This is a genomic window from Streptomyces sp. NPDC102270 (assembly GCF_044766405.1).
GTDB lineage: Bacteria > Actinomycetota > Actinomycetes > Streptomycetales > Streptomycetaceae > Streptomyces.
This window is the reverse complement of sequence record NZ_JBIWLX010000009.1, coordinates 190586-216212: the sequence shown is the minus strand read 5'-3', so window position 1 is coordinate 216212 and position 25627 is coordinate 190586. Positions and strand designations below refer to the sequence as shown.

The 25627-nt window shown below is 69.4% G+C and carries 27 protein-coding genes and 3 pseudogenes; 15 read left to right on the top strand and 15 right to left on the bottom strand.

All coding sequences use genetic code 11. From position 1 onward, the window contains the following. Positions 1-20: 20 nt before the first annotated feature. Complete coding sequence (locus ACIRP7_RS20625; RefSeq protein ID WP_403661266.1) at positions 21-1271, top strand: MFS transporter; 1251 nt, start codon at positions 21-23, stop codon at positions 1269-1271. 125 nt (positions 1272-1396) lie between these two features. Here the strand turns inward: ACIRP7_RS20625 and ACIRP7_RS20620 are convergent, their stop codons facing one another. Together ACIRP7_RS20620 and ACIRP7_RS20615 are read right to left on the bottom strand one after the other, a co-directional pair. Beyond that, positions 1397-2245: an NmrA family NAD(P)-binding protein gene (locus tag ACIRP7_RS20620; protein WP_403661263.1), complete on the bottom strand. Its 849-nt coding sequence runs from the start codon at positions 2243-2245 to the stop codon at positions 1397-1399. After that, entirely contained in the window at positions 2242-2667 is a 426-nt protein-coding gene (locus tag ACIRP7_RS20615) for a nuclear transport factor 2 family protein (RefSeq protein ID WP_403661260.1), read from the bottom strand. Before ACIRP7_RS20615 ends, ACIRP7_RS20620 begins: the two co-directional genes overlap by 4 nt. 86 nt (positions 2668-2753) lie before the next feature. Between ACIRP7_RS20615 and ACIRP7_RS20610 the strand changes: the two genes are divergently transcribed. The 3 genes and pseudogenes from ACIRP7_RS20610 to ACIRP7_RS20600 form a co-directional block, all read left to right on the top strand. Then, the gene (locus ACIRP7_RS20610; protein ID WP_403661257.1) at positions 2754-3344 is read left to right on the top strand and encodes a TetR/AcrR family transcriptional regulator; all 591 of its coding nucleotides are present in this window, start codon (positions 2754-2756) and stop codon (positions 3342-3344) included. Positions 3345-3635: 291 nt separating this feature from the next. Continuing rightward, positions 3636-5348: a glycosyltransferase family 2 protein gene (locus tag ACIRP7_RS20605; RefSeq protein WP_403661255.1), complete on the top strand. Its 1713-nt coding sequence runs from the start codon at positions 3636-3638 to the stop codon at positions 5346-5348. A 170-nt stretch (positions 5349-5518) separates the two neighbouring features. Next, positions 5519-5725: pseudogene (locus ACIRP7_RS20600) on the top strand (dihydrofolate reductase); the annotation flags it as partial. Here the strand turns inward: ACIRP7_RS20600 and ACIRP7_RS20595 are convergent. Beyond that, entirely contained in the window at positions 5688-6809 is a 1122-nt protein-coding gene (locus ACIRP7_RS20595) for an FAD-dependent oxidoreductase (protein ID WP_403661252.1), read from the bottom strand. The pseudogene ACIRP7_RS20600 and the gene ACIRP7_RS20595 overlap by 38 nt on opposite strands. Before the next feature lie 53 nt (positions 6810-6862). Between ACIRP7_RS20595 and ACIRP7_RS20590 the strand changes: the two genes are divergently transcribed. Together ACIRP7_RS20590 and ACIRP7_RS20585 are read left to right on the top strand one after the other, a co-directional pair. Further along, entirely contained in the window at positions 6863-7555 is a 693-nt protein-coding gene (locus tag ACIRP7_RS20590) for a TetR/AcrR family transcriptional regulator (RefSeq protein ID WP_403661249.1), read from the top strand. A gap of 219 nt (positions 7556-7774) precedes the next feature. Further along, complete coding sequence (locus ACIRP7_RS20585; RefSeq protein WP_403661246.1) at positions 7775-8227, top strand: peptidoglycan-binding protein; 453 nt, start codon at positions 7775-7777, stop codon at positions 8225-8227. 104 nt (positions 8228-8331) lie between these two features. Here ACIRP7_RS20585 and ACIRP7_RS20580 read toward each other — a convergent pair whose 3' ends face one another. Then, positions 8332-9195, bottom strand: a complete 864-nt coding sequence (locus ACIRP7_RS20580) for an NmrA family NAD(P)-binding protein (protein ID WP_403661243.1) — start codon at positions 9193-9195, stop codon at positions 8332-8334. 150 nt (positions 9196-9345) lie between these two features. Here ACIRP7_RS20580 and ACIRP7_RS20575 point away from each other — a divergent pair, with 150 nt between their 5' ends. Both ACIRP7_RS20575 and ACIRP7_RS20570 read left to right on the top strand, forming a co-directional pair. Beyond that, positions 9346-10032: a TetR/AcrR family transcriptional regulator gene (locus ACIRP7_RS20575; protein ID WP_403661240.1), complete on the top strand. Its 687-nt coding sequence runs from the start codon at positions 9346-9348 to the stop codon at positions 10030-10032. 598 nt (positions 10033-10630) lie between these two features. Further along, positions 10631-11530: a hypothetical protein gene (locus tag ACIRP7_RS20570; protein ID WP_403661237.1), complete on the top strand. Its 900-nt coding sequence runs from the start codon at positions 10631-10633 to the stop codon at positions 11528-11530. A 93-nt stretch (positions 11531-11623) separates the two neighbouring features. Here the strand turns inward: ACIRP7_RS20570 and ACIRP7_RS20565 are convergent, their stop codons facing one another. After that, on the bottom strand, positions 11624-12004 hold the full coding sequence (locus ACIRP7_RS20565) for a VOC family protein (protein ID WP_403661234.1): 381 nt from the start codon (positions 12002-12004) through the stop codon (positions 11624-11626). A gap of 14 nt (positions 12005-12018) precedes the next feature. Next, positions 12019-12837, bottom strand: a complete 819-nt coding sequence (locus tag ACIRP7_RS20560) for an SAM-dependent methyltransferase (protein ID WP_403661231.1) — start codon at positions 12835-12837, stop codon at positions 12019-12021. A gap of 373 nt (positions 12838-13210) precedes the next feature. Here ACIRP7_RS20560 and ACIRP7_RS20555 point away from each other — a divergent pair, with 373 nt between their 5' ends. Next, positions 13211-13366: a DUF6131 family protein gene (locus ACIRP7_RS20555; protein WP_352389676.1), complete on the top strand. Its 156-nt coding sequence runs from the start codon at positions 13211-13213 to the stop codon at positions 13364-13366. Positions 13367-13855: 489 nt separating this feature from the next. On the opposite strand, the gene ACIRP7_RS20550 is transcribed toward ACIRP7_RS20555, so the two are convergent. Then, positions 13856-14866: a helix-turn-helix domain-containing protein gene (locus ACIRP7_RS20550; RefSeq protein WP_403661228.1), complete on the bottom strand. Its 1011-nt coding sequence runs from the start codon at positions 14864-14866 to the stop codon at positions 13856-13858. A 124-nt stretch (positions 14867-14990) separates the two neighbouring features. Between ACIRP7_RS20550 and ACIRP7_RS20545 the strand changes: the two genes are divergently transcribed. Next, positions 14991-15950 (top strand): LysR family transcriptional regulator, encoded by a 960-nt coding sequence (locus tag ACIRP7_RS20545; protein WP_403661225.1) that lies wholly within the window; start codon positions 14991-14993, stop codon positions 15948-15950. A 426-nt stretch (positions 15951-16376) separates the two neighbouring features. Here the strand turns inward: ACIRP7_RS20545 and ACIRP7_RS20540 are convergent, their stop codons facing one another. The 3 genes from ACIRP7_RS20540 to ACIRP7_RS20530 all read right to left on the bottom strand — a co-directional run bounded on the left by ACIRP7_RS20540 (position 16377) and on the right by ACIRP7_RS20530 (position 18274). Further along, positions 16377-16580 carry a cold-shock protein gene (locus ACIRP7_RS20540; protein WP_007379522.1) on the bottom strand — a complete coding sequence of 68 codons (204 nt, stop codon included), beginning with the start codon at positions 16578-16580 and terminating at the stop codon, positions 16377-16379. A 250-nt stretch (positions 16581-16830) separates the two neighbouring features. After that, positions 16831-17184 carry a VOC family protein gene (locus ACIRP7_RS20535; RefSeq protein WP_403661221.1) on the bottom strand — a complete coding sequence of 118 codons (354 nt, stop codon included), beginning with the start codon at positions 17182-17184 and terminating at the stop codon, positions 16831-16833. Between the two features lie 4 nt (positions 17185-17188). Further along, complete coding sequence (locus ACIRP7_RS20530) at positions 17189-18274, bottom strand: Glu/Leu/Phe/Val dehydrogenase dimerization domain-containing protein (protein WP_403661218.1); 1086 nt, start codon at positions 18272-18274, stop codon at positions 17189-17191. A 77-nt stretch (positions 18275-18351) separates the two neighbouring features. Between ACIRP7_RS20530 and ACIRP7_RS20525 the strand changes: the two genes are divergently transcribed. From ACIRP7_RS20525 to ACIRP7_RS20515, 3 genes are all read left to right on the top strand, one after another. Then, positions 18352-18810 (top strand): Lrp/AsnC family transcriptional regulator, encoded by a 459-nt coding sequence (locus ACIRP7_RS20525; protein ID WP_403661215.1) that lies wholly within the window; start codon positions 18352-18354, stop codon positions 18808-18810. A gap of 154 nt (positions 18811-18964) precedes the next feature. Next, positions 18965-19261, top strand: a complete 297-nt coding sequence (locus tag ACIRP7_RS20520) for an STAS domain-containing protein (RefSeq protein ID WP_352389670.1) — start codon at positions 18965-18967, stop codon at positions 19259-19261. Further along, positions 19258-20187: an anti-sigma factor RsbA family regulatory protein gene (locus tag ACIRP7_RS20515; RefSeq protein ID WP_403661212.1), complete on the top strand. Its 930-nt coding sequence runs from the start codon at positions 19258-19260 to the stop codon at positions 20185-20187. Before ACIRP7_RS20520 ends, ACIRP7_RS20515 begins: the two co-directional genes overlap by 4 nt. Positions 20188-20229: 42 nt before the next feature. On the opposite strand, the gene ACIRP7_RS20510 is transcribed toward ACIRP7_RS20515, so the two are convergent. Beyond that, the gene (locus ACIRP7_RS20510; protein WP_403661209.1) at positions 20230-21057 is read right to left on the bottom strand and encodes a MarR family transcriptional regulator; all 828 of its coding nucleotides are present in this window, start codon (positions 21055-21057) and stop codon (positions 20230-20232) included. A gap of 192 nt (positions 21058-21249) precedes the next feature. Between ACIRP7_RS20510 and ACIRP7_RS20505 the strand changes: the two are divergent. Further along, positions 21250-21545: pseudogene (locus ACIRP7_RS20505) on the top strand (peptidoglycan bridge formation protein FemAB); the annotation flags it as partial. A 7-nt stretch (positions 21546-21552) separates the two neighbouring features. Further along, positions 21553-21861: pseudogene (locus ACIRP7_RS20500) on the top strand (M15 family metallopeptidase); the annotation flags it as partial. 56 nt (positions 21862-21917) lie between these two features. Here the strand turns inward: ACIRP7_RS20500 and ACIRP7_RS20495 are convergent. Genes ACIRP7_RS20495 through ACIRP7_RS20480 form a run of 4 tightly spaced genes read right to left on the bottom strand, consistent with a single transcriptional unit; the run spans position 21918 to position 25627 of the window. Next, entirely contained in the window at positions 21918-23135 is a 1218-nt protein-coding gene (locus ACIRP7_RS20495) for an acyl-CoA dehydrogenase family protein (protein WP_403661206.1), read from the bottom strand. 1 nt (position 23136) lies between these two features. Then, the gene (locus tag ACIRP7_RS20490; RefSeq protein ID WP_403661203.1) at positions 23137-24099 is read right to left on the bottom strand and encodes a 3-hydroxyacyl-CoA dehydrogenase NAD-binding domain-containing protein; all 963 of its coding nucleotides are present in this window, start codon (positions 24097-24099) and stop codon (positions 23137-23139) included. Continuing rightward, on the bottom strand, positions 24096-24845 hold the full coding sequence (locus ACIRP7_RS20485; protein WP_403661200.1) for an acetoacetate decarboxylase: 750 nt from the start codon (positions 24843-24845) through the stop codon (positions 24096-24098). The genes ACIRP7_RS20490 and ACIRP7_RS20485 overlap by 4 nt, the downstream gene beginning before the upstream one ends. A gap of 5 nt (positions 24846-24850) precedes the next feature. Next, on the bottom strand, positions 24851-25627 hold the full coding sequence (locus ACIRP7_RS20480) for a crotonase/enoyl-CoA hydratase family protein (RefSeq protein ID WP_403661197.1): 777 nt from the start codon (positions 25625-25627) through the stop codon (positions 24851-24853).

The following is a 25627-nucleotide window of genomic DNA, read 5'->3' as shown; positions in this document are numbered from 1 at the left end:
AGGGTTTCAGGATGCGGTCCATGACCGCCACGTCTTCCGACGCACGGTCCCGGACGCGACAGGCCGGCCTGCCATGGTCGGCGCTGTTGGCGCTGGGGACCGCCGTCTTCATCACGAGCTTGACCGAGACTCTGCCCGCCGGTGTGCTGCCCGACATGTCGGCCTCACTGGGCACCAGTTCGGGTGCCACCGGCCAGGCCGTCACCGTCTATGCGGCCGGGACGGCGTTGACCGCGATCCCGCTCGCCACGGCGACGGCATCGGTTCGGCGGAAACCACTGCTGCTCGGCGCCATGGCCGTCTTCCTGGTGGCCAACACGCTGACCGCGGCCGCACCGGGGTACATCGTCCTGCTCGCGGGCCGGTTCCTCGCCGGTGTGGCCGCGGGCCTGGCGTGGGCGATCCTCGCCGGTTATGCCCGTCGTATCGCACCTGCCCGCCTGGAGGGCCGCGCCATCGCCGTGGCGATGACCGGGATCCCTGTGGCGCTGTCCTTGGGGGTTCCGGCCGGCACGCTGATCGGTGAACAGGTCGGCTGGCGGGCGGCGTTCGGCGTTGTCTCCCTGGTCACTCTTGCCGTCATCGGCTGGATCGGCGTGTCCGTCCCCGGTGTGGGGCAACGCGCCGTCGAACAGGCTGACAGCAACCGTCCGGACTCCGCGCCACAGCCGGTGAAGTCGCCTCTGTTGCAGACCCTGCAGGTGCCCGGTGTCGCGGCCATCATGGTCACGGTCACCACGTTCGTCCTCGGGCACACGATTCTCTACGCCTACATCGCCCCCTACCTGCAGCACGCCGGGCTCGGGTCGGCGACCGACGCGGTTCTCCTTGTTTTCGGTGTCGCGTGCCTGGTGAGCGTTTGGTACGTCGGACGCCATGTGGACCACCGGCTACGGGCGCTGATGGTCACCGGCGCGGTGCTGTTCACTCTCGCCACCGCGGCTCTCGCCGTCACCACGACACACGCCATCGTCTGGGGCGCCGCTGTTCTGTGGGGCCTGGGGTGGGGCGGTGCCCCGACCTTGCTGCAAACCGCGGCCGGACAAGCCGGATTGCGGCGCAGCAGCGCTGCCGCCGACACCGCGCAAGCCGTCCTCGTCACCCTGTGGAACGCGGCGATGGCCCTTGGCGGCATCGTCGGTGGTCTGCTGCTGCAACGCTCGGGCGCCACCGTGGTCGCCGTGGCAGCCGCCGCCCTCGGGGCACTGAGTGTGCTCATCGTCGCCGGGGCCCGACACCACGCATTCCGCACCTCTCAGGCCACGCCATGACACGCGCCAACGCTTCTCCATACGGTCCAGGCACGGAGCCGAGTCGAGCCAAGGGCCGTACCGGCGCAACGTTGCCCGTCCGGTGCGAAACCGGGGACCTCAGCTGCCGGTGCGAACCGGGGACCTCAGCTGCCGCCTCGCATCTCCGCCTCGACCAGGGCACGGAAGCTGCGCGGAGCCCGGCCGGTGAGGCGCTGGACCGTGTCGGTGACGCGGTCCTCCGCCCCCGCGGCGATGGCACGGTCCATACCGGCCAGCAGGGCGGCGAACTCCACCGGGACCTCAGCCGTGAGGCGATCGCGCATCTGCTCGTAGGCCAGGCGCCGGTGGGTCACTGGCCGACCGGTGACCTCGGTGATGATCGTGGCGATGTCGTCGTGGCTGAGGGCCTCGGGCCCGGTGAGGACGAGATCGGTGTTGGGGGCCTGCTCGCCGGTCAGAGCGCGGACGGCGACGGCCGCGATGTCCTCGGCGTCGACGAAGCCGACCCGGCCGCTTCCGGTGGCGGTCCAGATGCTGCCGTCGGCACGGATGCTGCGACCGTGGGCGTGCGCGCCGGTGAAGTTCTGCATGAACCACGAGGGCCGCAGGACGGCCCACTCGGTGAACAGCCCGGGCAGGGCCTGGTGCACCCTTCCCACCGCCGGGCCGCCTTCGGGAATGGCCGAGGAACTCAACAGCACCGCACGGCGCACGCCGGCGGAGCGGGCCCGCTGGAGGAACGGCAGCATGACCGCCGCGGGATCGGAGTCGCCCACGGGCGGGATGAGGTAGACGCGGTCGGCACCGGCGAGCGCGGCAGCGTGGGTGACGGGGTCGTGCCAGTCGAAGGGGACCGGCACGGCGCCGGCCACCGGGGCGCCCCGACGGCTGGCGGCTTTGACGCGGTGGCCGGCGGCCGTCAGCTGTGCGGCGGTGCGGCCGCCGGTGGTTCCGGTGGCACCGATGACCAAAGTGGTCCCTGCGCTCGTCATCGGCCGCTCTCCGCGAAGTCGGTGCCGGGTGCCTGGACGGCCAGGGGATTCCAGTAGTCACGGTACGAGGTGATGCGCCCGTCGCGAACGGTCACGACGGCGATGTAGGTCATGTCGAAGGGAGCGCCGGTCTCCACCAGTCGGCCGACGCCGCGCATCTCCACCACGATGGTCTGCGGATCGGTCGTCCGGTGGATCCGCAGGTCGGGGAAGTCGTGCAGATCGATGTGGTCGGGATAGTGCCGCATGTAGTCGGCGACGGCCTCCTTGCCCTCCAGGCGCTGGGGCCAGCCCGGGGGAGCGAAGGGAAACTCCATGAGGCCGTCCTCGGCCCACAGGTCGACCCACGCGGGAATGTCCTTGTCGAGCAGCAGTCGCAGGCTGTGGCGGTACAGATCCACCGGCGAAGTCGGTGCGGACATGGGTATCCTCCAGTTCAGATGATCCGGACCTCGGGTCCGCTTCGACGATACGGACCGCGGGTCCGCTTTGCAAACGAGGGAGCACCATGCCCGAGCGCAAGTCCCGCAAGGACGCCGTCCGTAACCGGGAAGCCGTGCTCAAAGCCGCCGACGCCCTCTTCGCCTGCCGTGAAAGTCCCGAGGACGTCACCATGGCCGACGTCGCAGCGGCGGCCGGCGTCGGCAAGGGGACGCTCTTCCGCGCCTTCGGTGACCGCGCCGGACTGCTCCGCGCGTTGTACGAGGCACGGCTCGAACCGGTCCGCGAGGCCGTGGAGACCGGCCCACCGCCGCTGGGGCCGGCGGCTCCTCCGCAGGAACGCGTGCTTGCCCTGCTCGACGCCCTCCTGTGTTTCAAGCTCGACAACCGCCGACTCGCGCTGGCGCTGGAAGGGGGAGGAGTGAGCAACAGCCCCTACCAGCCGGAGCATTACGAGCGGTGGCACGGCATGCTTCAAGCCGTACTGGAGCAGATCCCCGGCCTGACCGACAGCGGCTTCGTGGCCCACGCCCTGCTCGCCGCCACGCGAGCGGACCTCGTCGAGCATCTGGCGGGAGCGGAGCGCGTGCCGCGGGAGAGGATGCGGGCACAGTTGGCGAACTTCGCCACCAGGGTCCTGGCCCCGGGCTCGGCGTGACCGCATGGGTCCCCCAGCTTCGTCGCCTCCTGGTCGATCCGATTCGTTCATTGCCAGATGTCGCGCCCTCCGCCCTGGCGAGCGCGGCTCACCCGCTGGTCGCATCACGCCATCACGCCATCACGCCATCACGCCGTCACACAGCCCACCCACAGATCTGGCAGCGCACCGCAGGGGAAAGCGATTGCCGGAGACGGTCGTTTGATTGCTTCGAATAAGACAACCTTTGCCAGAGCCTGAACGTCCAAAGAACAACAGGAGACACGTCGTCTCCGTTTAGGGGGAGCGTTCATGCTCAAGGTGAGCATCGTGGTGCCCGTGTACAACGCCGGTCGCTACATCGACTTGTGTGCGCCGTCACTTTTACAACAGACCCTGGGGGAGGACGCGTACGAGGTCATCTACGTCGACGACGGTTCGACCGACGACTCCGCGCAGCGGATCGATGAGTTGGCCGCCAAGCACGCGCATGTGCGCGTGATTCATCAGGAGAACTCCGGCTGGCCGGGCAAGCCCCGCAACGTCGGCATCCAGGAAGCCCGCGGTGAGTACGTCCAGTTCGTCGACCAGGACGACGAGTTGACCCCGGCGGCCCTGGAACACCTGCACCGGCTGGGCTCCCGCAACGGCTCGGACATCGTCCTGGGCAAGGTCGTGGGCACCATGGCGGGCCCGAGCAACGTCTTCAAACGCACCGTGGAGCGCTGCACGGTCGAGGACGCGCCTCTCATGGAGAGCCTGACCCCGCACAAGATGTTCCGCCGTGACTTCCTGCTCGCCCACGATCTCAGGTTCCCCGAGGGCCCGGTGCGCCTCGAGGACCAGCTCTTCATGGTCCGAGCCTATGTGCACGCCAAGACGGTCTCGATCCTCGCCGACCATCCCTGCTATGTGTGGAATCGCCGCGACGACGGCGGCAACAACAGCAGCCGCGCCGTCACCCCGGAGGACTACTACAGTCATCTGCGCACGGTCGTCGAGGCCATCAAGCAGGACACCGAACCCGGGCCCCTGCAGAACCACTTGCTGCGCCGCTCCTACCGCGTCGAACTGCTGCGCCCGGTCAACGAACCCCGTGTCCTGCAGCGTACCGGCAAGGACCTCGAGCGCCACTTCGACGTCGTACGCCGTATGGCCCTGGAGTCGTATCCGCCCGGTGTCCGCGACGGACTGCCCGCCCTGACCCGGCTCCGGGCGCACCTGTTGGAGGAGGGCCATCTGGACTCCCTCGTCGAACTCGCGCGCCGCACCCGGCGCATCAGGCCCGAACTCACTGTCGACGACATCCGCTGGCGCGACGGAAAACTCCATGTCACCACCACGATCGGCATGCGCCACGCCAACGGTGAACCCCTCGTCCTCGTCGAGCGCTACGGCCGTATGCTCCTCGACCCCGACCTGCTGGCCGGCATCAAGGGCGCCGAGGGCTGGGAGGCCCCGCACCCGCTCGGCCACGCCTACGGCGAACTCCTGGTCCACGACACGGCCCGGAACATGTGGTGGTTCCCGGACGCCGATCTGATCCCGTGCACCCAACCACTCGGCGGTGGCCGCCACCGTGTCGTGGTCACCGGGGAGACGGCCATCGACCCCCTCACCCTGGCCGGCGGCCGGGCGATGGAAACCGGCACCCACGTGGTGTGGGCGAGCGCCCAACTCCTCGGCGTCGGCCGCAGGGCGAGAGTGACACGCAGCGACGACGCCACGCGCGGTGCCGCTCCGGACCTCGGTCTCGGCGCGGGCCTCGGTGTCGGCTTCGGCTCGGTCAGGGTCGGGACCCCGCCCCACCTGGTGATCCCGGCCTGGGCCGGGGCGGCCGGCCAACTCCGCCTCTCCGTCCGCCCACCGGGCCAGGCCACACTCCCGCACCGCCTCTACCTGCGCACCACATCGGCCCCGCCCCTGCGCCGGGCAGCCCGCACGGTCCTCCACCGCCTGCCCCCGGACGTACGGCGCCGGGCGAAGAAGCTGGCGCGCAGGGCGGACCCCTGGAGCGGCGCCTGAGAAGAGGCGAAGGGGGGAGGAGAGCAGGCCTGCCGGCCCTCGCTCCGATCTCTCCTCACCAGTGCCGGCACCGGGCGACGTTCGCGTTGTCTGGTGCCCGGCAGAGGTGGCTGTGCAATGCACAGGGACGTGCGCCATGACTTTCGGCGGCGGGTCCGGTCTGCCCTGGCATGACTCGGATCAGTGCTGACATCTCTGTCTCGCTCGACGGCTTCGTCACCGGACCCGCCGCCGGCCCGGAGAACGGGCTGGGCACCGGTGGCGAGGCTCCACACACATGGGCGCTCTCCGACGACCCCGATGATCTCCGGGTCCTGTGCGAGGGGACGGACCGCTCGGTCAGGACGGCTGGACCTGGTCGAAGAGGGCGACGGCTTCGGCGGGGTCCGGGCTCACCAGGCGTTCCAGACCGGCAGCCGTGATCTTCGCCCACCTGCCGGCCCGTGCCCACATGCGTTCCTCGAAGGCGCGGACGGCCTTGTCCAGATCTCCAGATCCGGCAGCGGCGATGGACTCGGCGAGTTCGGCTCCTTCCAGCATCGCGAGGTTGGCGCCCGCCCCCAAGGGGGGCATCAGGTGCGCGGCGTCGCCCAGGAGCGTCACCCCGGGCACGTGGGTCCAGGTGTGGGACACGGGCAGGACGTGGATGGGGCGGTGGACGAAAGCGGCGCCGTGGCGGAGGAGGTCGAGGACGGGGGCGGCCCAGCCGTCGAACAAGGCCAGCAGGCTCGATCGCGCGGCCTCGACGTCGTCCAGGTCCAGGTTCGTGTGCCAGTCCAGCGGCGCGCGGAACTTGGCGTACACCTTGACGTGGCCGCCGCTGTTGCGCTGTGCGGTGAGGCTTCGGTTCACGCCGTACACAGACAGGGAACCGTCACCGATCAGCCGGGCGAGGTCAGGGTGGCGGGTGTCGACGTCGTCGAGGGAGGTCTCGACCGAGGTGACGCCGGTGTAGTGGGGCGTCACCGACGAGACCGCCGGGCGGACCCGGGACCAGGCACCGTCCGCGCCGACCACGAGGTCGAACGCCTCCTGTCGTCCGTCCGCGAAATCGACCCGTACGCCATCCCGAGTCCCCGGCACCACCTGCGTCACGCCCCGGCCCCACTGGACGGCGAGAGGGCCGAGCAGCAGGTCACGCAGTTGTCCGCGGTCGATCTCGGGATTGGCCAGGTCATCGGGACGGGGTCGCCAGTCGCGCAGGACGGTCCCGTCGGGGTCCAGGATGCGCATGGCCTGCCCCTCGGGACGAGACAGCGCCTGGAACTCCGCCAGCAGGCCCGCCTTGTCCAGCGCGAACTGACCCAGCCCCTCATGCAGATCCAACGTGCCGCCCGGGGGTCGGGCGTCGGGGGAGGGGGCGCGTTCGAGGACGGTGAACGGGTGGTCGTGGCGGTGCAGGACGCGAGCGAAGGTCAGGCCGGCAGGGCCGCCCCCGACCACTGCGATGCGATGTCTCATGTCGATACACTGTATTGGTCCGGTACAGCGCATCACAACGGTACGGTGTGAGCATGACTGTGTGGGACCGGCCGGAGCCGCTGCCTCGCCCTGTGCCGCTCGACCGAGCGCGGATCGTCGCCGCCGCCGTTGCGCTGGCCGACGAGGGCGGGCTGGAGGCCGTGTCGTTGCGCAAGGTCGCGGCCCGCCTGGATGCCGGCCCGATGCGGCTGTACAGGTACATCTCCACCAAGGAGGAGCTGTTCGACCTCATGGTGGACGAGGTCCAGGCCGAAATTCTCCCCGAGGAGCAGCCCGGTGACTGGCGGGGGGCGCTGCGCGCCCTCGCCCATCGCACCAGGCAGGCCGCTCTTCGTCATGAATGGCTGGCCGACCTGCTCGGCGGCCGCCCGGCTCTGGGCCCGAACGGCCTCGCCGTGACCGAGGCCACGCTGGCCGCCCTCGACGGCCTCGCTGATGTCGACACCGTCATGCGCGCCGTGGAGACCGTCAGCGCCTACTTCATCGGCGCGATCAGGCGCGAGATCGCGAATCTGCGGGCCGAGCGCGCCACGGGCCTGTCCAAGCGTGACTGGCAGCGCGCCCACGGCCCGCGCGTGGCGAGCATGTTGGCCACCGGCCGCTTTCCGGCGCTGGCCAAGGCTGTGTACGACGGCACCGACGTGGACGCCGAGACATCCTTCGCAACCGGCCTGGACTGGGTCCTCGACGCCGTGGCCACCAAACTCACCATGCCGTCGGTATAACGCTTTGCTCCACGTGGACGTTGGCCGGAATTCAACTGGACTCTTTCTGGCGGAGTCTTGCGCAGGTGACTGAAATATGGCCTGAAGCTGGTCATACGAAAAAGTGGAGCGCATTTTCGCGAGATTTGGGCGCCCGATCCTGGCACGCTTGCGGCGGCGCAGGCAGCCGGTACGAGCTGTCGCGTCAACGCATTCATTGTCGATCGGAAAGAGGAACCCATGCGAACTTCTCTGACCAGGGCACTTGTTGTCGCGAGCGCCGTCGTCGGCATGGCCGCCGGAGGACTCGCGGGTGCCGGTGCGAGCGTGGCGGCTCCCCAGCACGCCACCAAGCCTGCGGTCAGCAGCCCGCGTGCCTCGATCCTCGCGGTGAACAACCTCGGTCTGAACACGGCCCGGGCCAAGAACTGGCAGAACTGCCTGAACGCCTGGGGCTTCAACGCCGGTACCGAGGACGGCCAGCTGGGCACCAACAGCTGGAAGGCCGCACAGAGGATGCTCAACGCCTGGGGCTACAACGCCGGCACCGTCGACGGGGTCGTCGGATCCAACACCATCACGGCGCTGCAGAAGTTCTTGAACGCGGTCGGAGAAAACGCGGGAACTCCCGACGGAATCGCCGGACCGCAGACCAGGGCGGCGTTCTGGAATTACAACGCCACCGGCTGCTGAGTAATCCCGCATATCGCGTCGGGCTGGTCGATCGGGGAATTCCCTGATCGACCAGCCCGGAAAGTGAACGGTCAGGGCCGGCCATAATCCAGGAGCTGGTCGGTCTACTGGCTGCGTACGACGGCTTCCAACATCTCGTGGACGGTCTTCGCGGGGCGACCGATGGTGGCCTCCAACGTGGGAGCGGTGGCGTCGAACTCGCCATTGCGTGATGCCGCGAACATCGTCAGAGAGAACTCGGCAGCCGGCCGCGGCATCCCCTCGGCGACTGCCGCGGATGTCCACTCGTCGTCGTCCATGACGACTCGGGTGATGGTCCGGCCGGTGATGCGGCTGAGGATCTCGGCGACATCGGCGAAGTCCAGCGTGCGGGGTGCTGTCAGCGGCGGTGTGATTCCTTCGAGCGCACCGTCGTCCGCCAGGGCGGAAGCCGCGGCTTCTGCCAGGTCCTCGTGGGCTGTCCAGGACACCCGGCCGTCGTGCGGCACGGCCAGCTTGCCGGTTTTGAGCGCTGCGCCGACGTACAAGCCCAAGGTGGAGCCGTAGAACCCGTTGCGAAGAGCGGTGTACGGGACTCCTTGCCGTCGGAGATGCTCCTCCGTGGCCGCGTGGACCTTCTGCGGCGGGAAGAGAGAGGTGGGGGACGCGGCCTGGTGGCTGGTGTACAGGATGCGCTGGGCGCCCGCTTCCCGTGCTGCGTCGATGGCGGCGGTGTTTGCGGTCAACGCACCGCTGCCGCGTATGGACGCGGAGATGACCATGACGCGCTCGGCGTCCTCGAACGCGTGCTTGAGAGTGCCGGGTTCGGTGAAGTCTCCCGCCCGGACTCGGACGCCGCGCTCGGCGAGGTGGGCGGCCTTGCTCACGTCGCGCACACTGACGCCGATCCTGTCGGCCGGTACCCGTTCCAGGAGGCGGTTGACGATCAACGCCCCGAGTCGGCCGGTGGCTCCTGTGACGATCAGCATTGGTGGCTTCCCATCTGACGATGCCTCCAGTGGAACGAAATAAACGGTATCACTGATACTATCACTGGTAGCAGCGGGCGGTTGTTCAGCGGCGTGCTGCGATATCACCGATAACATCGCCTGTCTCACATGGGCGGTACCATCGGCCCCATGGCATCGAACGCGCAGCGGCGAGACATCACCCGGGACCGCATCGTGAAGGCTGCGGCGAGCCTGCTGCGCGACCAGGGGCCGGCCGCTGTGACCACGCGGCGCGTCGCCCAGGAGGCCGGACTGCAGCCTCCCGCTCTCTACCGCCTGTTCCAGGACAAGGACGCCCTGCTGGATGCCGCCGCTGAGCATGTCTTCGCCGAACACGTGGCGAGCAAGCAGACCGTCGCGCCCTCGGACGACCCCCTGGAAGACCTCCGCGCGGGATGGAACACGCAGATCGGCTTCGGCCTGGCCAACCCGCATGTCTACGGCCTGTTGTTCGACCCGGCCCGTGCACGCGACACCCCGGCCCAGGACCAGGGAGTGCGGATCCTGGCCGAGCGTGTGCACAGGGTCGCCGCCGCCGGACGGCTTCGGGTGAGCGAGGAACGCGCCGTCAACCTCATCCGCTCGGCGGGCACCGGAACCGTCCACACCTTGCTGACCCTGCCGCCGGAGCAAAGCGACCCGCACCTGGCCGATGCCGCCTTCGACGCGATCGCTCGCGCCATCCTCGCCGATGAACCCGCTGTTCCCACCCGGGACCCGGCGGCTGTCGTTGCGGCCTTCCGCACTCTCCTGCCCGAGCTGCCCAGCCTCACCGAAGCTGAGGCCGCGCTGCTGGATGAATGGCTGCAACGTTGAGCCGACACCAGTTCTCTGAGAGCCCATCAGCTCGATCCGGTGCCAGTGGCGCAGATCACTGAGTCCTCCTCACATCGGTCTCGTCCGACCCGCAACCCCAAGGGCCTTCGGACGTCTGTCCGGGTGGAGGCGCCTCCACTGCAGGGCCGCCGCACGGGAAACCGCCCGTGACGGACGGCCCGCCACCAGACCTCTACGATCCCTGTCACGGCCCACGCCGCATCCACCTCGTCGAACGCCCCCGCCGATTCGCGGAAGGCGCGCGCAGCCTCTCCGGCGAAGTCCACTTCCACCGGTAAGCACGCCAAGCCCTACGTGTCCGGCTCGGAGACGCCCGTTCCGGGTTCGGTGGAACCGGATCTACGGCGTGGGAATCGCGCCCTGAGACCGGGATCCGAGCGCACGACGCCGACACCAGGGGTTGGCTGAAACATCAACTCATCACACCTGAAACGCAGTTGTCGTACAGCCCTCTGGTTGGCAGACTCACCTCGCCGACCAAATTATGCGGACATGTGTGCGAATCCGTGCGCGGAAGCATCACGTCGGCGAACCGGAATCACATGACCAGACAGGGGGAACTTCCTTGAATCTCAGCATGCCCAGACGCGTCCTGGCCCGCGCCACCGCCACCCTCGGGCTGGCGCTGGCCATGGCCATCGGCACCACCGGCCTGCTCTCCGGCACCGAAGCGCACGCCCTGCCGGTCGCCCAGGGCTCCTTCAGCTTCAGCGGCGACGAGGGCGACTACATCAGCGGCGGCCAGTCCTACGCCTACACGACGGCGTCCCAGGACCGCATGAACGTCTCCGGCAACACCGACAACAGAGTGGTCTCCGTCTCCGTCGACGGAGCGAACGGCGACTGGTGGTACCTGGACCTCGCGGCGCCGGCCGGCAAGACGCTGACGCCCGGGACGTACACGGGAGCCACCCGCTACCCGTTCAATGACGCGACCGAGCCGGGCCTGTCGCTCAGCGGCAACGGCCGCGGCTGCAACCAGCTCACCGGCACCTTCACCATCTCCGCGGTGGAGTTCGGCCCCCAGGGCTATGTGAAGAAGCTCGACGCCGACTTCGTACAGCACTGCGAGGGAGGCACCCCGGCCGCGCGCGGCGAGATCCACATCGAGAACCCGGCCCCGCCGGCCGAACTCGGCCTCGACCTCGACATCGCCCTGAACGGCACCGCGAGCTCCCTCAACGGCAAGGCCACCTTCAACGGCACGGTGAGCTGCAACAAGCCGGTACAGGTGACCGTCGCGGGCGACGTCACCCAGGTGAAGAAGCGGGACCTCATCCGCGGTTCCTTCTCCACGTCGGTGTCCTGCACCCCGGGCGCCCCGGTCGCCTGGACCGGTACGGCCGTCCCCACCGGCTCGGTCCCCTTCCAGAAGGGGGACGTCGAGGTCGAGGGCCGTGCGACGGCGACGGACCCGGACTACGACCGGCCGTTGACGGTCAGCGAGACAGTGGCAGTCCGCCTCACCCGGGTCTGACCCACGCGTCGTAACGCACAGCCAGCCACAGCCACACCGCCTGGCGCGGGCGGTGTGGCTGAAGGCAACACCGATCGTCTGCCGCAAACGGAGCTACGGCCAGACGGTGGCCTGCGCCTGGAAGACCTCGGGATCACTGTCCACGGGCACCACGCAGACCAGATGCCCACCGGGTACGCGAAGAACGTGACACTCCAGCCACTGTGAGATCTGCTCCGCACCCAGACCGATCAGGCGCGCGGTTTCCGCCTCGACATCGTCGGTCTCGATGTCCAGATGCATCCGGGGCGCGTCGTCGACGGCCTGCACGGAGGTGATCAGTCCCGGCAGAGCCTCATGGAGCGTGGTGAACTGCGGTGCCGGTGGAAACGGTTTGGCGACGACGCCGAGAGCCGCCGACCAGAAGTCTGCCGCCCGGGCGGCCTCGGCTTCGGGCGTGTCGATGATGACCGCGTATACACGACTCCTGTGCACGTACAGGACCTCCCTCAGGGTTTGCGGGCGAGGGCGGCGGCGATGAGGTGTTCCCAGACCGTGAGTTGCCGTTCTCCGCTGTTGTTCCAGGGAGTCTCGGTCTGGTCCGGGCGCCACAGGGGCGCCGGGACGATACCGGGGTCGAGGATCTCCAGGCCGTCGAGGAGGGAAGCGATCTCCGCGTCCGTACGCCACCGGCCGCGGCCGAACGTCTGCTGCAGGACCTTCTCGGCCTCCTGCGTCTCCGGGTTGTTGCCGGAACGGAAGTGGCTGACGAAGAAATAGCTTCCGGACGGCACGCTCTCGCGCCAGTAACGCACGATGCCCGCCGGGTCCTCGTCGTCGTTGACGTGATGGAGGATGGCGCTGAACACGACAGCGACGGGCCGGGTGAAGTCGATCATGTCCCGGGTGTCGGGGTGCGTGCGGATGGCCTCGGGGTCGCGTACGTCGACCGCGACGACCCGGGTCCGGTCGTCCTTCTCCAGCAGCGCACGCCCGTGGACCAGGACCTGGGGGTCGATGTCGACGTAGACGACCCGGGTGTCGGGGTCGTGCCGCTGCGCGACCTGGTGGACGTTGTCGGCGGTGGGCAGGCCGCTGCCCAGGTCGATGAACTGCCGGATGTCGGTGGTTCTCACGATCTCCCCGACCGCGCGGGTCAGGGCCGCGCGGTTGGCGAAGGCGATGGCCACCGAGCCGGGCAGGTCCCGTTTGAACACGTCGCCGATCTCTCGGTCCACGGCGTAGTTGTCCTTGCCACCCAGCAGGTAGTCGTAGACACGGGCGATGCTGGGCCTGGACGGGTCGATGGAGGAGCCTTCGTACGTCATGCCGGCCATTTTTCCCTGCAACGGCCCCTGCTGACCACGGTTTTCGGATCCTGGACCGACTCCCGTGCGGGCGGCCAGGTTTTCCTGCCATGTGGGAACGGTGGGGGGTGCGCGCGGTCGTGGTGATCCGGGGCGATGTGCCGTGGCACGTGCTTCTCGACGTGGCCGGGCAGAGGGCTTCGTCGGCCCAGTCGGCCCCGTCGGTCACCGTCCGCGCCGGACAAGCTGCCGGCGTGCTTCAGCACGGACTGTAGTGCGACGGCGGTCCGGCCGGCACGGCGCTTGCCGACTTCTCGGTTGCCGGGGGTGGGGTGATGTTGCCGCTTCGGGGCATTCGGGAGGTAACACGTCAGCCAACACCAGGAGGAACGTCATGATCGCCCTCGGCATCATCCTGCTTGTCGTCGGTTTCCTCACCGGCATATCGATCCTGTGGACCCTCGGCATCATCCTCGCCGTTCTGGGTGCCGTTTTCTGGGTCCTGGGGTCCATGGGGCACGCGGTCGCCGGCCGACGTCACTACTGGTGACCGGGTCTGACCTCGAACGGCGTCTGACTCAAGGCCTGCCTGTCAAGAGAAAGGCTTTCGCAGCTGAACAGCCTCGGCGGCTGGGCCGACCAAGGCGCAAACCCCCTGATGCCCGGGCCGGCCGCCCGGGCATCAGGGGGTTTCGTGTACGAGCAGCGCCTACTGATAGCAGGGAGTCCCGCACCGGACCGTGACGGTGCCGATCTGTCCGTCTGTGGCGGCCGGGACTGTCGGGACGGCTGGGACCGCTGGGACCTTGCTGGCTTCCCACTGCATCGGCACCGCCATGGCGGGCGTACCAAGGCCACCGAGGGCGGCCTCTAGCGCACCGTGATCGTCACGCGCTGAGCCGGTGTCGACCCTGCAGCCAGGACAGAGCAGCAGCCGAGCACCAACAGTGCGATCAGTGCGGCCTTCACGGCACGCCCCATGTGGATCCCCCCGTAGTTCAACGGTTGCGAAGACAGTGCCACGCACCTGTACGAGCCGCTATGTTTTCGATCCCCTTCGAAACGTCGTCCCCGTGCCGGCGAGAAGGTTGAGTGCCAGAGACGTCGCCGTGTGCTCGACGTGCTTACCGTCGCGCCTGCTGACGACGAGTCCCGCCCCGCGCAGTACGCCTATCTGATAGCTCGCGCTGGCCGGTGCGAGTTCGAGGGCCTGCGCCACCTCGGTGGTGGTCCGTGTGGAATGGCCCGCCACGTCGACGAGAACCGCACTCCTGGTCCGGCCGAGCAGTCGCTCCAGCCGTTCCTCGCCGGCACGGGCGAGGTCGAGCGGCTGCTTCCTGACGGGGTAGACAAGGACGGGATCGAGACCGGGATCGGCAAGCGCTGTGGGCCTGCCCCAGCAGAAGTACGACGGTACGAGCATCAGCCCCCGCCCCTCCAGCCGCAGCTCCCGGTCGACGGGATAGTCGACGTCCAGATACGGCGGGTTCCACTGGGCGAAGGGGCGCAGGCCGCCAAGGAGGGCGGCGGTGCCTCCGTCCAGGACGGCGCGGGTGCGGACCGAGATGTCGTCACCCACGGCTGAACGGACATGCCGCCAGTAGGGCTCCAGCAGTGCCCGGAACGAGGCCCGCAGCGCCTCGGAGACCAGCTTGAGCGAGGAACCGGGCCGTTCATGCGGGCCATGCATCCAGCTCGGTAACGGTCGCGAGCCGGCGAAGCGGCTCAGTTCCGCGGCCAATCGGTCACGGGGCGTCGCCCGTAGCCTTTCGAGCCCCGCGTCCAGGCACTCGCCCGTGACCGGGGGCGTCAGGAAGTCGGGGATGTAGCCGGAGGCCGGGATGATGGTGCGCAGGGTGCCCAGGGCATGGGAGGCTCGACGGTCTCGCGACAGCCGCTGACCTGCCTCCCGGCGCCAGTGCCCGAACTCCACGACCCCCTGACGCGTCTGGAGACGGCAGACCGCGCACATCAACTCCCACAGGGGATCGGGCTGTTGAGCGACCCGGATGTTCTCGAGATCGCGCCAGCCGAAGTGGATACGAAGCAAGTGACTCCTCGAGAAGGGCGCTGCGGGCACAACCGCCGTCGCCCATCGATCCTGATGGACTGGGCCCGGCGGGGAAAGATGAGCGCGAGAAGAGGATGACCGCCTTGTCGATAACCTTTCACCTATGAGTGCCGGTGGCGGATCCAGTCCTAGGCGAGAGCCGAGCCTCCACCAACTCCGACTCTTTCTGGTCCTGGCCCAGGAGCTTCACTTCGGGCGCGCGGCAGCGCGGGTCTACGTCTCTCAGCCCGCCTTCAGCCAGCAGATCAGGTCACTGGAACAGCGGCTCGGAGTCGTACTCGTCGAGCGTGGCAGCCGGAACGTGCGGCTCACCGCGGTCGGCCAGTCCATCGCCGAGGAGGCCAGGACCGTGGTGACCGCCATGACCCGACTGCGGCAGGCGGCCGACCGGCATGCCGGCACGGCGCGTGGGCTCCTGAGGATCGGCAGCCTCGGGGCCGAGGCTGCCATGCCCTACGCGCAGGCCGCCCTCGCCCACCTCCGCGGTCACCACCCCGAACTGGAGATCGAGGTCCGCAACCTGACCTTCGTCGACATGTTCAGCACCCTGCTCAGCGGGGAGGTCGACGCCGCCTTCCTCCGCGGTCCCCTGCCCGGCGGGGTCCAGTCCCTGCGCCTGGCGTCCGAGACACGGGTGGTCTGTCTGTCCGACGACGACCCGCTCGCCGACCGGGACATCCTCACACTCGGCGACCTCGCCGATCGCAGAGTCGTCGACATGCCGCCGGAAGTACCCCGCTCGTGGTGGAACCACCTGACGGTCAATCCCCGCCCCGACGGCACCAGGGTCCGCTTCGGGCCTGTCGTCAGAGATACCGAGGCCATGGTCCTTGCGGTCACCCAGGGCAGTGCCATCACCTTCCTGCCCGCGGCGGCCCGGCGTCTGTACCCGCGGGCCGGCATCACCTACGTCGACTGCCCGGAGCTGGGCCTCTCGACGTCCGAACTCGCCTGGCTTCCCGGCAACCGCGACGAACCGTCCGTCTCCGCCTTACGCGAGGCGGCCCGCGAGACCGTCCGGAAAACCGACGGCCCGGTCTTCGACTCCACGTCCGGCGACTGAGGGGGCGGGTCCGCCGGAGAGACAGTGCGGGGCGTGAGGATCACGGCACGACCGGACGAGCTGCCGCCAAGGGGGACTGCTTCGCGGGCGTCTGGATCGTCCTGCGGTGGTGGGGATGGCTGCGCGCGAGTGGCGTCGCGGTGCCCGGCGCCGCTGGTGGCTGGTTCTGCCGATGCTCGTCACGGCCTGGTCCGGCAGGTCCTTGCCCCGCTCGGCCCGATGCGGGCGGCGATAGGCGTCGGACTCCTGTTCCGGACGGGACTGACGGCGGCCGAGGACGCGGGGCGCATGCGCAATTCCGCGACGGCGTAACTGATGCTCGTGTCCGGTGCGACGTCGGCAAGCCTCCGGCCTGCTGACGATCGCTGCGGGCGGCAAGGCCGACGTCCCGGAGTCCGGGATGCCGACCTTGCCGCAGCAGCTGGATCAGGCGGGACGGATGTTCTCCGCCTGCGGGCCCTTCTGGCCCTGGGTCACGTCGAACTCGACCTTCTGGCCTTCCTGCAGCTCACGGAAACCCTGGGCGGCGATGTTCGAGTAGTGGGCGAAGACGTCGGGGCCGCCGCCCTCCTGCTCGATGAAGCCGAAGCCCTTTTCGCTGTTGAACCACTTGACAGTGCCCTTGGCCATAACCGTCTCCTTCGAGGGAAACCGGGCCCGCGACCTGCGCGCCCGGAGGTGATCGCCCTGGTCCGGAGAGGCGCTGACACGCAAGAACGCCCGTGACGGCGATCACGGGCGAACAGGACTTCGGAACCACGACTGCTGAATCATGACGCTACACCCGAGAAGTGGCAGCCGCCACCGACACGGCGTCGGACTCACCATCAGCTGAGCGAGCCGGCGCTGCTCCATGATCGCTGAACCTGACTGTGGCGGGTCAGTAGTACTGGACCAGGCAGAATTCGTGCTCCTCGGGATCGGCCATCACGACGACCACACCTTCGTCGTAGTCGTGGCGTTCCCCGGTGAACCGGCCCCCGAGGGCGATGACCTGCGCGATGCCCTGGTCGATGTCGTCGACCGCGACATCGAGGTGCAGGCGTACCTTGTCGTGCTTCGGCTCGGTCACGGGCTGGAAGGTGAGGCGGGGCTGCGGGTCGCCGGGGCGGCCGAGGTAGACCCAGCCGGGGCGGGACGGCAGGGGCGGGCGGTCCAGCAGTGCGCTCCAGAATCTCGCGGTCCGTTCCACGTCGAGACAGTCGATGGTCACTCCGACCCAGCGGTTCGTCATGTCGTCAGCTCTCCTGTCGTTGTTCCTGGCGAACGCGCTGCTGGGCGAGTTCGCCGGCCGCGTCGGCCGGTGTGATCCCGTGGGTCCGGGCCGTGCGGAAGACGTGTCGGAGTGTCGTCGCGATGCCGGAGAGACGCCCGGTCAGCTGTTCCTCGGATTCCCCGCGCAGGTCGACTCCGGTGGCGTGGATGACTCCCCCCGCACTGACGACCACGTCCGGCGCCCAGAGGATGCCGCGCGCGGCGAGCAGGCGGGCGGTGGCCGGTTCGTCGAGTTGGTTGTTGGCCGGACCGGCGACTGCGGCGCAGCGCAGCAGCGGTACCGTGCGCGCGGTGAGGAGGCCGCCGAGTGCGGCCGGCACGAGGATGTCGACCTCCGTCGCGAGTGCGTTGTCCGGGTCCACCCAGGTCGCACCCATCTCCTCGGCCAGATCGCGGGCGGCAGGGTTGATGTCCGTCACGACGAGGCGCGCGCCGGCACGACTCAGGAGCCGGGCCACGTGGGCACCGACCGCACCGAGGCCGATCACACCGAACGTCCGGCCGGCCGGCTCCGGGGAGCCGAAGGCCTCGTCGGCCACCGCGCCCAGCGCCGCGAGGGTCCCGCGCGCGGTGTGGAAGGAGGAGTCGCCGCTGCCGCCGTCCTCGACGGGCCGACAGCAGACATGCGAGGTGCGTTCGCCGATCACCGACATGTCGACCGGGCCGCTCCCCACGTCCGGGCCCGCGATGTAGCGGCCGCCGAGCGACTCGATCGCGTCCCCGAGGTCGTGGAGCAACGCCGTACGCTCCGCGCCGATGGGCCGAGCCGCGGTGGGGAGGGCGACGACCGCCTTCGCGCCACCGTGGTCGAGACCGGCCAGCGCGTTCTTCTCGGTCATCGCAGCGGCCAACCGCAGCGCGTCCTCGATCGCGGCGGCGGGGTCGGGGTAGTGAGCGATCCGGCACCCGCCGGCGGCCGGGCCGAGCGCGGTCGAGTGGACCGCGATGGTGATCGCGAGTCCACTGCGGCGGCCGCGCACGACCTGCACCAACTCGTGCGAAGGTTCCCGGACGTGGGGGGCCAGAGCTTCCGTAAGTGCGACTGTCATAGGGCGAAGCTAGCCATTCCGGCGAGGGCCACGACCATCCACCGAACGAAATTCGGCAGGACGGCCATAATCGCCGTATGGACGAACTTGATTCGGCGATCGTCCGGCACCTGCAGCGCGATGCGCGGCAGACCAACCGCGACCTCGCCCGCACCCTCGGCATCGCCCCCTCGACCTGCCTGGAACGCATCCGCGCCCTGCGCGCACGCGGAGTCATCACCGGCTATCACGCGGCCGTCGATCCGGCCGCCCTCAACCGCCACGTCCAGGCACTCATCCACTTCCAGATCCGTCCCCTCAGCCGAGCGGTCATCGAGGCGTTCAAGACCTATGCGGCCGGCCTGCCCGAGGTCAGCACCGTCTATGTCGTCACCGGCGGCGACGACATGATCGTCCACGTCTCCGCGCCCAGCGTCGACCACCTCCATGGCTTCCTGATGGACAAGTTCACCGCACGCCGGGAAGTCGTCGGCTTCCGTACCTCGGTGATCTACCAGCACACCCACAACCAGGTACTCGCGCCCCTCACACCCTGACCGGACGCGGCCTCCCCTGCTGTCGCCGTTTACACTCCACCGGTGGGAGATACTGGGAAGCAAGACGCGGGCAAACAGGGGTGACGGCGTGGACAGTTCAGGGGAGGCGGACGCGCCGTCGGCTTCGCCGGCCCAGTCGGCGGGAGCTCTGCGCGTGCTGCCGCTGACGGACCGCCCGGGCTGGCAGGCGGTCGGCGAGGTCAGTCTGCTCACTCGCCCGGCCTGGGAACAGACGCTGCACCGCCTTGCCCGGAGCGACGAAGAGACGTGCCACTTGGAACTTTCCGCCGTTACCTTCGTCGATGTCGCCGGCGTCTCCGCCCTCGCGATGACCGCCCAGGGCCTTCCACGGGGGCGACGCATCGTGCTCGAAGAGCCGCCTGCCACCCTGCAGCGCGTACTGGACTTGTTCTGGCCGGACCTGCTCACTGTCGAGGTGATGGGGCGATGATGGAGCCCAGCACCGAACCGTTTGTTCATCCCGCTTTGTTCTACCAGGGCGAGAAGGAGTACCTGCACGGCACGGTGCCTTTCATCCGCGACGGTCTGAAGGCCGGGGAGCCGGTGGCGGTGGCCGTGCCCGGGGCGAACCTCGCCCTCCTCAAGAGGGCCCTGGGCGAGGACGTCGCCCGGGTGAAGTTCCTCGACATGACCGAGGCGGGGCGCAACCCGGGACGGATCATCCCCAGGGTGCTGCGTGCCTTCGCGGACTCCCATCGCCACCAGCGGGTGCGGATCATCGGAGAGCCGATCTGGGCCGGGCGCAGCACGGTGGAGTACCCGGCCTGCGTCCAGCACGAGGCACTGATCAACCCGGCATTCCAAGGGCGGGACGTCACCATCCTGTGCCCCTACGACGCCGACCGCCTCGACGAGCAGGCACTCACCGACGCCCACGCGACCCATCCCGTGATCATCTCCGGCGGCAGGGAGCGGCCCAGCACCGCCTACGCGCCGGAGCATGTGGTCGCACGCTACAACCAGCCCCTGGAGCGGCCGGCGACGGCCGAGGAACTCGACTTCCGGGCCGGCGAACTGCCGACAGTCCGGCAGTTCGCGGTCGAACAGGCCGCGCGGTGGAACCTTGCGGGTGTCCGTCTGGAGGACGTGGCCCTGATCGTGGCCGAGCTGACCACCAACAGCGTGGTGCACGGCGGGGGTTTCGGCACTCTGCGGGTGTGGGCCGATGACGGCCATGTGGTGTGCGAGGTACGGGACAAGGGGCACCTGAACGATCCGCTGGCCGGCCGTCGCCCGCCCGCACAGGACAAGCTCGGCGGCCGCGGTCTGTTGCTCGTGCACACCCTCGCCGACCTCGTACGCATCCACACCGCCCCCGACGGAACGACCGTTCGCTGCTACATCAGTCAGCACTGATCCGTTCCGCCGGGTGGTCATCGCCCCGCCGGTCGCCGCCCGTCACTGCGACCCGGTGGCCACCAGTGTCGCGGTGATGGGTTCGAGCTCGGCGACCAGCTCGTCGAGCTCGGCGGGGGACAGGGCCTCGTACGGCGGGGCGGCGAGCTCGTCGGTGACGGCTTCGATGCGCTGCTTGGTCTCGCGGCCGGCGTCGGTGAAGCGGCCGTCGGCGTCGACGAGCCCGCGTTCGCGCAGACCGGCCATGACCGTGGCCAGCCTTTCCTTCGGCAGGTGATGGACGCGCCCGAAGGACTCCGGGGGGTGGATGCCCATGTCCAGCGCGGAGAGGATGTGGGCCTCCGTGGCACCGACGCGCGCTCCGACGAGGGCGGCGACATGTCCGTCACCGCGGTGCTCGCGCAGCATGGTCGCCGAATGCCACAGCCGGGTGACCGGGTCGCCCGGGACCGCGAGGGCGCGCATCCCGGCGTACATCACGCGGCCTTCCATGGGTGCGCTCGTCGCGGCTTTGGTGGTCAGGTCGGCGGCGCGCACCAGGCCCGGGGAGCCGGCCAGTTCGGCGCCGAGGATCCGCCGCAAGGAGGCCGCGCTGCCCCGCTCCCGCGCCGCGACGGATGCCTCCGGCGGAATCTTTTCCCACGCGCTCGGGATGTGCCGCGCGGCCTCCCCGTCGGCGAAGCTGTAGAACGCCGCGTGCACGACCTGCGCCGGTACCCGCCCCAGCGGCGCGGCGCGGCTGGCGAAGTAGCCGTCCCAGTAGGTGCGGTGGCCGAGCGCGGCCAGCTCCTCATTGCACTCGTCGGCGAAGAAGGTGACCAGGCAGATCGGCTCCAGAAGCTCGAACATGCGGCGGGCGCTGTGAGTCATTGCCACATCATGCCTGCGCTCACGGCCCCGTGGACCGGTACGGGCCGAGGCCCACGACCGGGTCGGACCGATCCCCCTGCACGCTACGGACTCACGCATGTCCTCGGCGTATCGAAAACCGCATACGGACCGGCAACACCGCCCTGTATTGGATGGCGGGACGTCCTACGCGAATCAGGGGAGGGCCCACCAGTGAGTCGAACCACGCCCCAGCGGGGAGCCTGGGCCGCGGGCGGGACGCTGAGCGTCGGGCCGGTCAGCGCCGCCGAGCACTCGGCGTTCGTGCGGGCACAGCGGTCGGTCAGCTTCTTGCAGACCCCGGCATGGGCCCGCGTCAAGACCGAGTGGCGTGGCGAGTCCCTCGGCTCCAGCGCTTCACACTGGCCTATCTGCCCGAGGGCCCGGTCATCGACCGGACCGGTGAGATCAACGCCTGGCTCGACCCGCTGGCGGCCCATCGCAAGGCACACGGGGCGTTCGCGATCCGGCATCGACAGGTCCGACATGTTCGAGAGGGGATACGTGGCCACCAAGTCGGGTCACAGTCGGGGCAGCACCGTCGACGTGACGCTGTATCACCTGGACACCGGTGAACTCGCTCCCATGGGCGGGGGCCATGACCTGATGGATTCCCGCTCCCACCATGGGGCAACGGAAATCGAGCAGGCCGAAGCGCGAAACCGTGAGCACCTGCGTTCCGTCATGGAGGACTGCGGCTTGAGCTCGTACGCGTGCGAATGGTGGCATTACACACTGCGGGACGAGCCTTATCCGGACACCTACTTCGACTTCCCCATCACCTAGATCGGCGAGGGCCCCGGGACGTTCTGCCCCGGGGCCCCGATCCGACAGGTCGCTCCTCACACGAAAGCGCTCTGGCCGGTGATCGACTTGCCCACGATCAGGGTGTTCATCTCGCGGGTGCCCTCGAAGGAGTAGATCGCCTCGGCGTCGGCGAAGAACCGGGGGATGTCGTGGTCCAGCAGGATGCCGTTGCCGCCGAAGATCTCCCGGCTCCAGCCGACGACCTCCCGCATCCGCGAGGTGACGAACGCCTTGGCCAGCGAGGAGTGTTCGTCGCGGAAGATGCCGGCGTCCTGCAACCGAGCGAGCTGCACCAGCATGCCCCAGGACGCGGTGATGTTGCCGAGGCTCTTGACCAGGAGGTCCTGCACGAGCTGGAAGCCGCCGATGGGGCGGCCGAACTGCCGCCGTTCCCGGGCGTAGTCGAGGGCCAGTTCGTAGGCGCCGGTCATGACACCGAGCGCCTGCCAGGCCACCCCGGCGCGGGTCGCGCGCAGGATCTCGGCGACGTCGCGGAAGGAGTTGATGTTCTGCAGGCGGTCGGCTTCCGGGACGCGGACGTCGGTCAGGGTGATCTCGGCGTTCTCGACGATGCGGAAGGCGAGCTTGTTCTGGATCTTCACCGGGTCGAAGCCGGGTGTGCCCTTCTCGACGACGAAGCCCTTGACGTGGTTGTCGTCCTCGTCCCGCGCCCACACCACGACGTAGTCGGCGAAGGTGGCGTTGCCGATCCACTTCTTGGCGCCGTTCAGGACCCAGGTGTCACCCTCGCGCCGGGCGGTGGTGCGCATGCCGCCCGCGACGTCGGAGCCGCCGAGGGGCTCGGTCATCGCGAACGCGCCGATCTTGTCCATCGCGGCCATCGCCGGCAGCCAGCGGTCACGCTGTTCCTGGTCGCCGCCGGAGTGGACGGAGTACATGGCCAGCCCGTTGTGGACGCCGAAGAAGGTGGCGACCGACGCGTCGGTACGGCTCATCTCCATGGCGAGCATGCCGGTCAGGAGGTTGCTCGCGGCGGGCTTGTGTGCGCCGTAGCCCTCGTAGGGCAGTCCGGCGAGGCCGCTGTCGCGGAACAGGCCGATGAGTTCCCCGGGGAACTCGCCCTTGGCCCAGTTGGCGTTCACGAGCGGCTTGACCTGGTCGCGCATGAGGGAGCGGGCGCTGAGGAGGATCTTGCGCTCCTCGTCCGGGAGCAGCGACTCGTAGTGGTAGAAGTCGGCGGTCAGTTCGTCGGCGACGGGGCCGGGGGTGGTGGGTTGCGCGGTGGTGGTCATCTCAGTTCTCCTCCTTCGAGGTGGTCGTCCCGGCGCTGTCCAGCGCGTCCAGGACGGCCAGTTGCTTGCGGTCGCGCGTCTCGGCGAGTTCCGGGTACGTGGCGGAGCCGTAGGCCTTCTCCACGGCTTCGATGAGCCGTTCCCGCTGGTCGGGGGTCTGCGTGGGGCGGCCGAGGCCGTCCCCCATGTCCTGCATGGAGGCGCCGATGTGTTCCATGAGGTGCCGGTAGCCGCCGGGGCCGCCGCCCAGGTGCGAGCCGAGGAACGGGCCGACCGTGGCCCAGCGCAGGCCCAGGGAGTTGGTCACGACCTTGTCGAGGTCCTCGGGAGTCACCACGCCCTGCTCGACGAGGTACACCGCCTCGCGGCTGAGCGCGTTCTGCAGGCGGTTGCCGACGAAGCCGGGGATCTCCTTGCGCTCGACGACCGGGGTGCGCCCGACCGAGGCGTAGAAATCCGACGCGGCCTGTACGGCGTCCTCGCCGGTGCGTTCGCCGGGGACGACCTCGACCAGCGGGACCAGGTGCGGCGGGTTGAACGGGTGGCCGATCAGGACGCGCGCGGCATCCTCGTCCGCCAGCTCGCCCGTGAACGCGGTCGCCGGGATCGCGGACGAGGAACTGAGCAGCAGCGCGTCGGCAGGTGCCTCACGGGCCAACACGGCGAACAGGTCCTTCTTGAACTCGACACGCTCCGGACCGTTCTCCTGTACGACGTCCACGTCCCGGACCGCATCGGTCACGTCGGCCGCGATGTGCACCCGGTCGGCAAGGCCGGTCACGTCCAGGCCGCGGGCGGTCAGGTGCGGCGCGTACTGCGCCAGGGAGTCGGCGACGGCCTCGGCGAGGTCCTCGCGCGGATCGCTCACGCGGACGGTCAGGCCGTACGCCGCGAACAGCGCCGTCCAGGACAGTCCGATGGTTCCGGCGCCGATGACGGCGGCCGCACGGACGGGGCGGGTCATGAGGATGCGCCTCCCTCGAGGTAGTCGTGGACCGGCTCGACGCCCGACAGCGTCAGGTCGGTGAGGATGTGGCCGGCGGAGACGACCTCCAGCACCGGCAGGTCCGCCAGCGGGGCGAGCACGTGCTGGAAGAGCTGGAGCCGGGCCGGGCCGGTCCAGGCGCCCTTGACGGTGAGGTCGGTGATGCGGGTGCGGACCAGCTCCTGCACGCGCGGCAGGCCGTCGTAGCCGGGGATCGTCTTGAGCATGAACGTCGGTACGGCGATCTGTGCTTCGGCCTCGCGCCGGTCCAGCTCGTGGTGCTTGTAGCCCATGGTGGCGGTGGCGACCCGCAGGGTGCCGTAGTCGAGAGTGCCGACGACCGCGCCGCAGTCGACGTAGAGCGACGGGGAGCCGATGACCTTCGGGTAGGCGGCGACCTCGCGGCCGGAGGCGGTCGCCGGGAAGTTGTCGAGGTACATCGCGTGCAGGTACTCGCCCTGCTCGCCCTCGAAGCTGACGGGGATCGCCTGCCCTGCCTCGGTGTAGGGGCCGTAGCCGCTGACGTCGCCCATCTTCATGACCTCGAAGCGGACCAACGGCTCGTCGATGCGCAGCGGTTCGGGGACGACGGCCCGCAGTGCGTCGGGGTCGGTGCGATAGACGATGTTGAGGTACTCGCGGTCGGTGAACCGGGGGACCATGGGCGCGAACGCCGGGCTGGTGAGCGGAGTGGTCAGGTGCTGTCGTACCTCCTGTGCACGCATGGCCGTCACCGCCCCGTCCAGCGCGGGGCGCGGCGCTCGGCGAAGGCGGTCATGCCCTCGCGTACGTCGTCCGAGGCCATCAGGGTCTTCATCTGCGTGCGTTGGAAGGCGAACGCCTCGGTGTCGGGGGCGCCGTCGGCGGCACGGACCACGCGCTTGACGGCCGAGAGGGCCAACGGGGCGTTCTCCGCGAGGCGTTCGGCCAGGCGGAGGGCCTCCGCGACGGCCTGCCCCTGGGCGGTGACGCGGTTGGCCAGGCCCAGGTCGCCGGCGCGGCGGCCGTCGATCGGCTCACCGGTCAGCAGCAACTCCATCGCGAGGTGGTGCGGGATGCGCTTGGGCAGGCGGATCACTCCGCCGCCCGCGGCGATCAGACCGCGCTTGACCTCGGGCAGGCCGAACCGGGCGTCCTCGGCCGTGACGATCAGGTCGCAGGCCAGGGCCAGTTCGAAGCCGCCGCCCATGGCGAAGCCCTCCACGGCGGCGATCAGCGGCTTGGTGGGCTCGGCCTCGGTCAGGCCGCCGAACCCGCGGCCCTCGACCTCGGGTGACTCGCCGCGCAGCGCGGCCTTGAGGTCCATGCCGGCGCTGAACGTGCCGCCCTCGCCGGTCAGGACGCCGACCCGCAGTGTGGGGTCGGCCTCCAGTGCGTCGAGTGCGTCGGCCAGGGCGGAGGCGACCGCGGCGTTCACGGCGTTGCGGGCCTCGGGACGGTCGAGGGTGATCAGCAGGGTGGAGTCGATGCGCTCGGTGCGGACGACGGTGGGTGTGGGGGTGCTCAT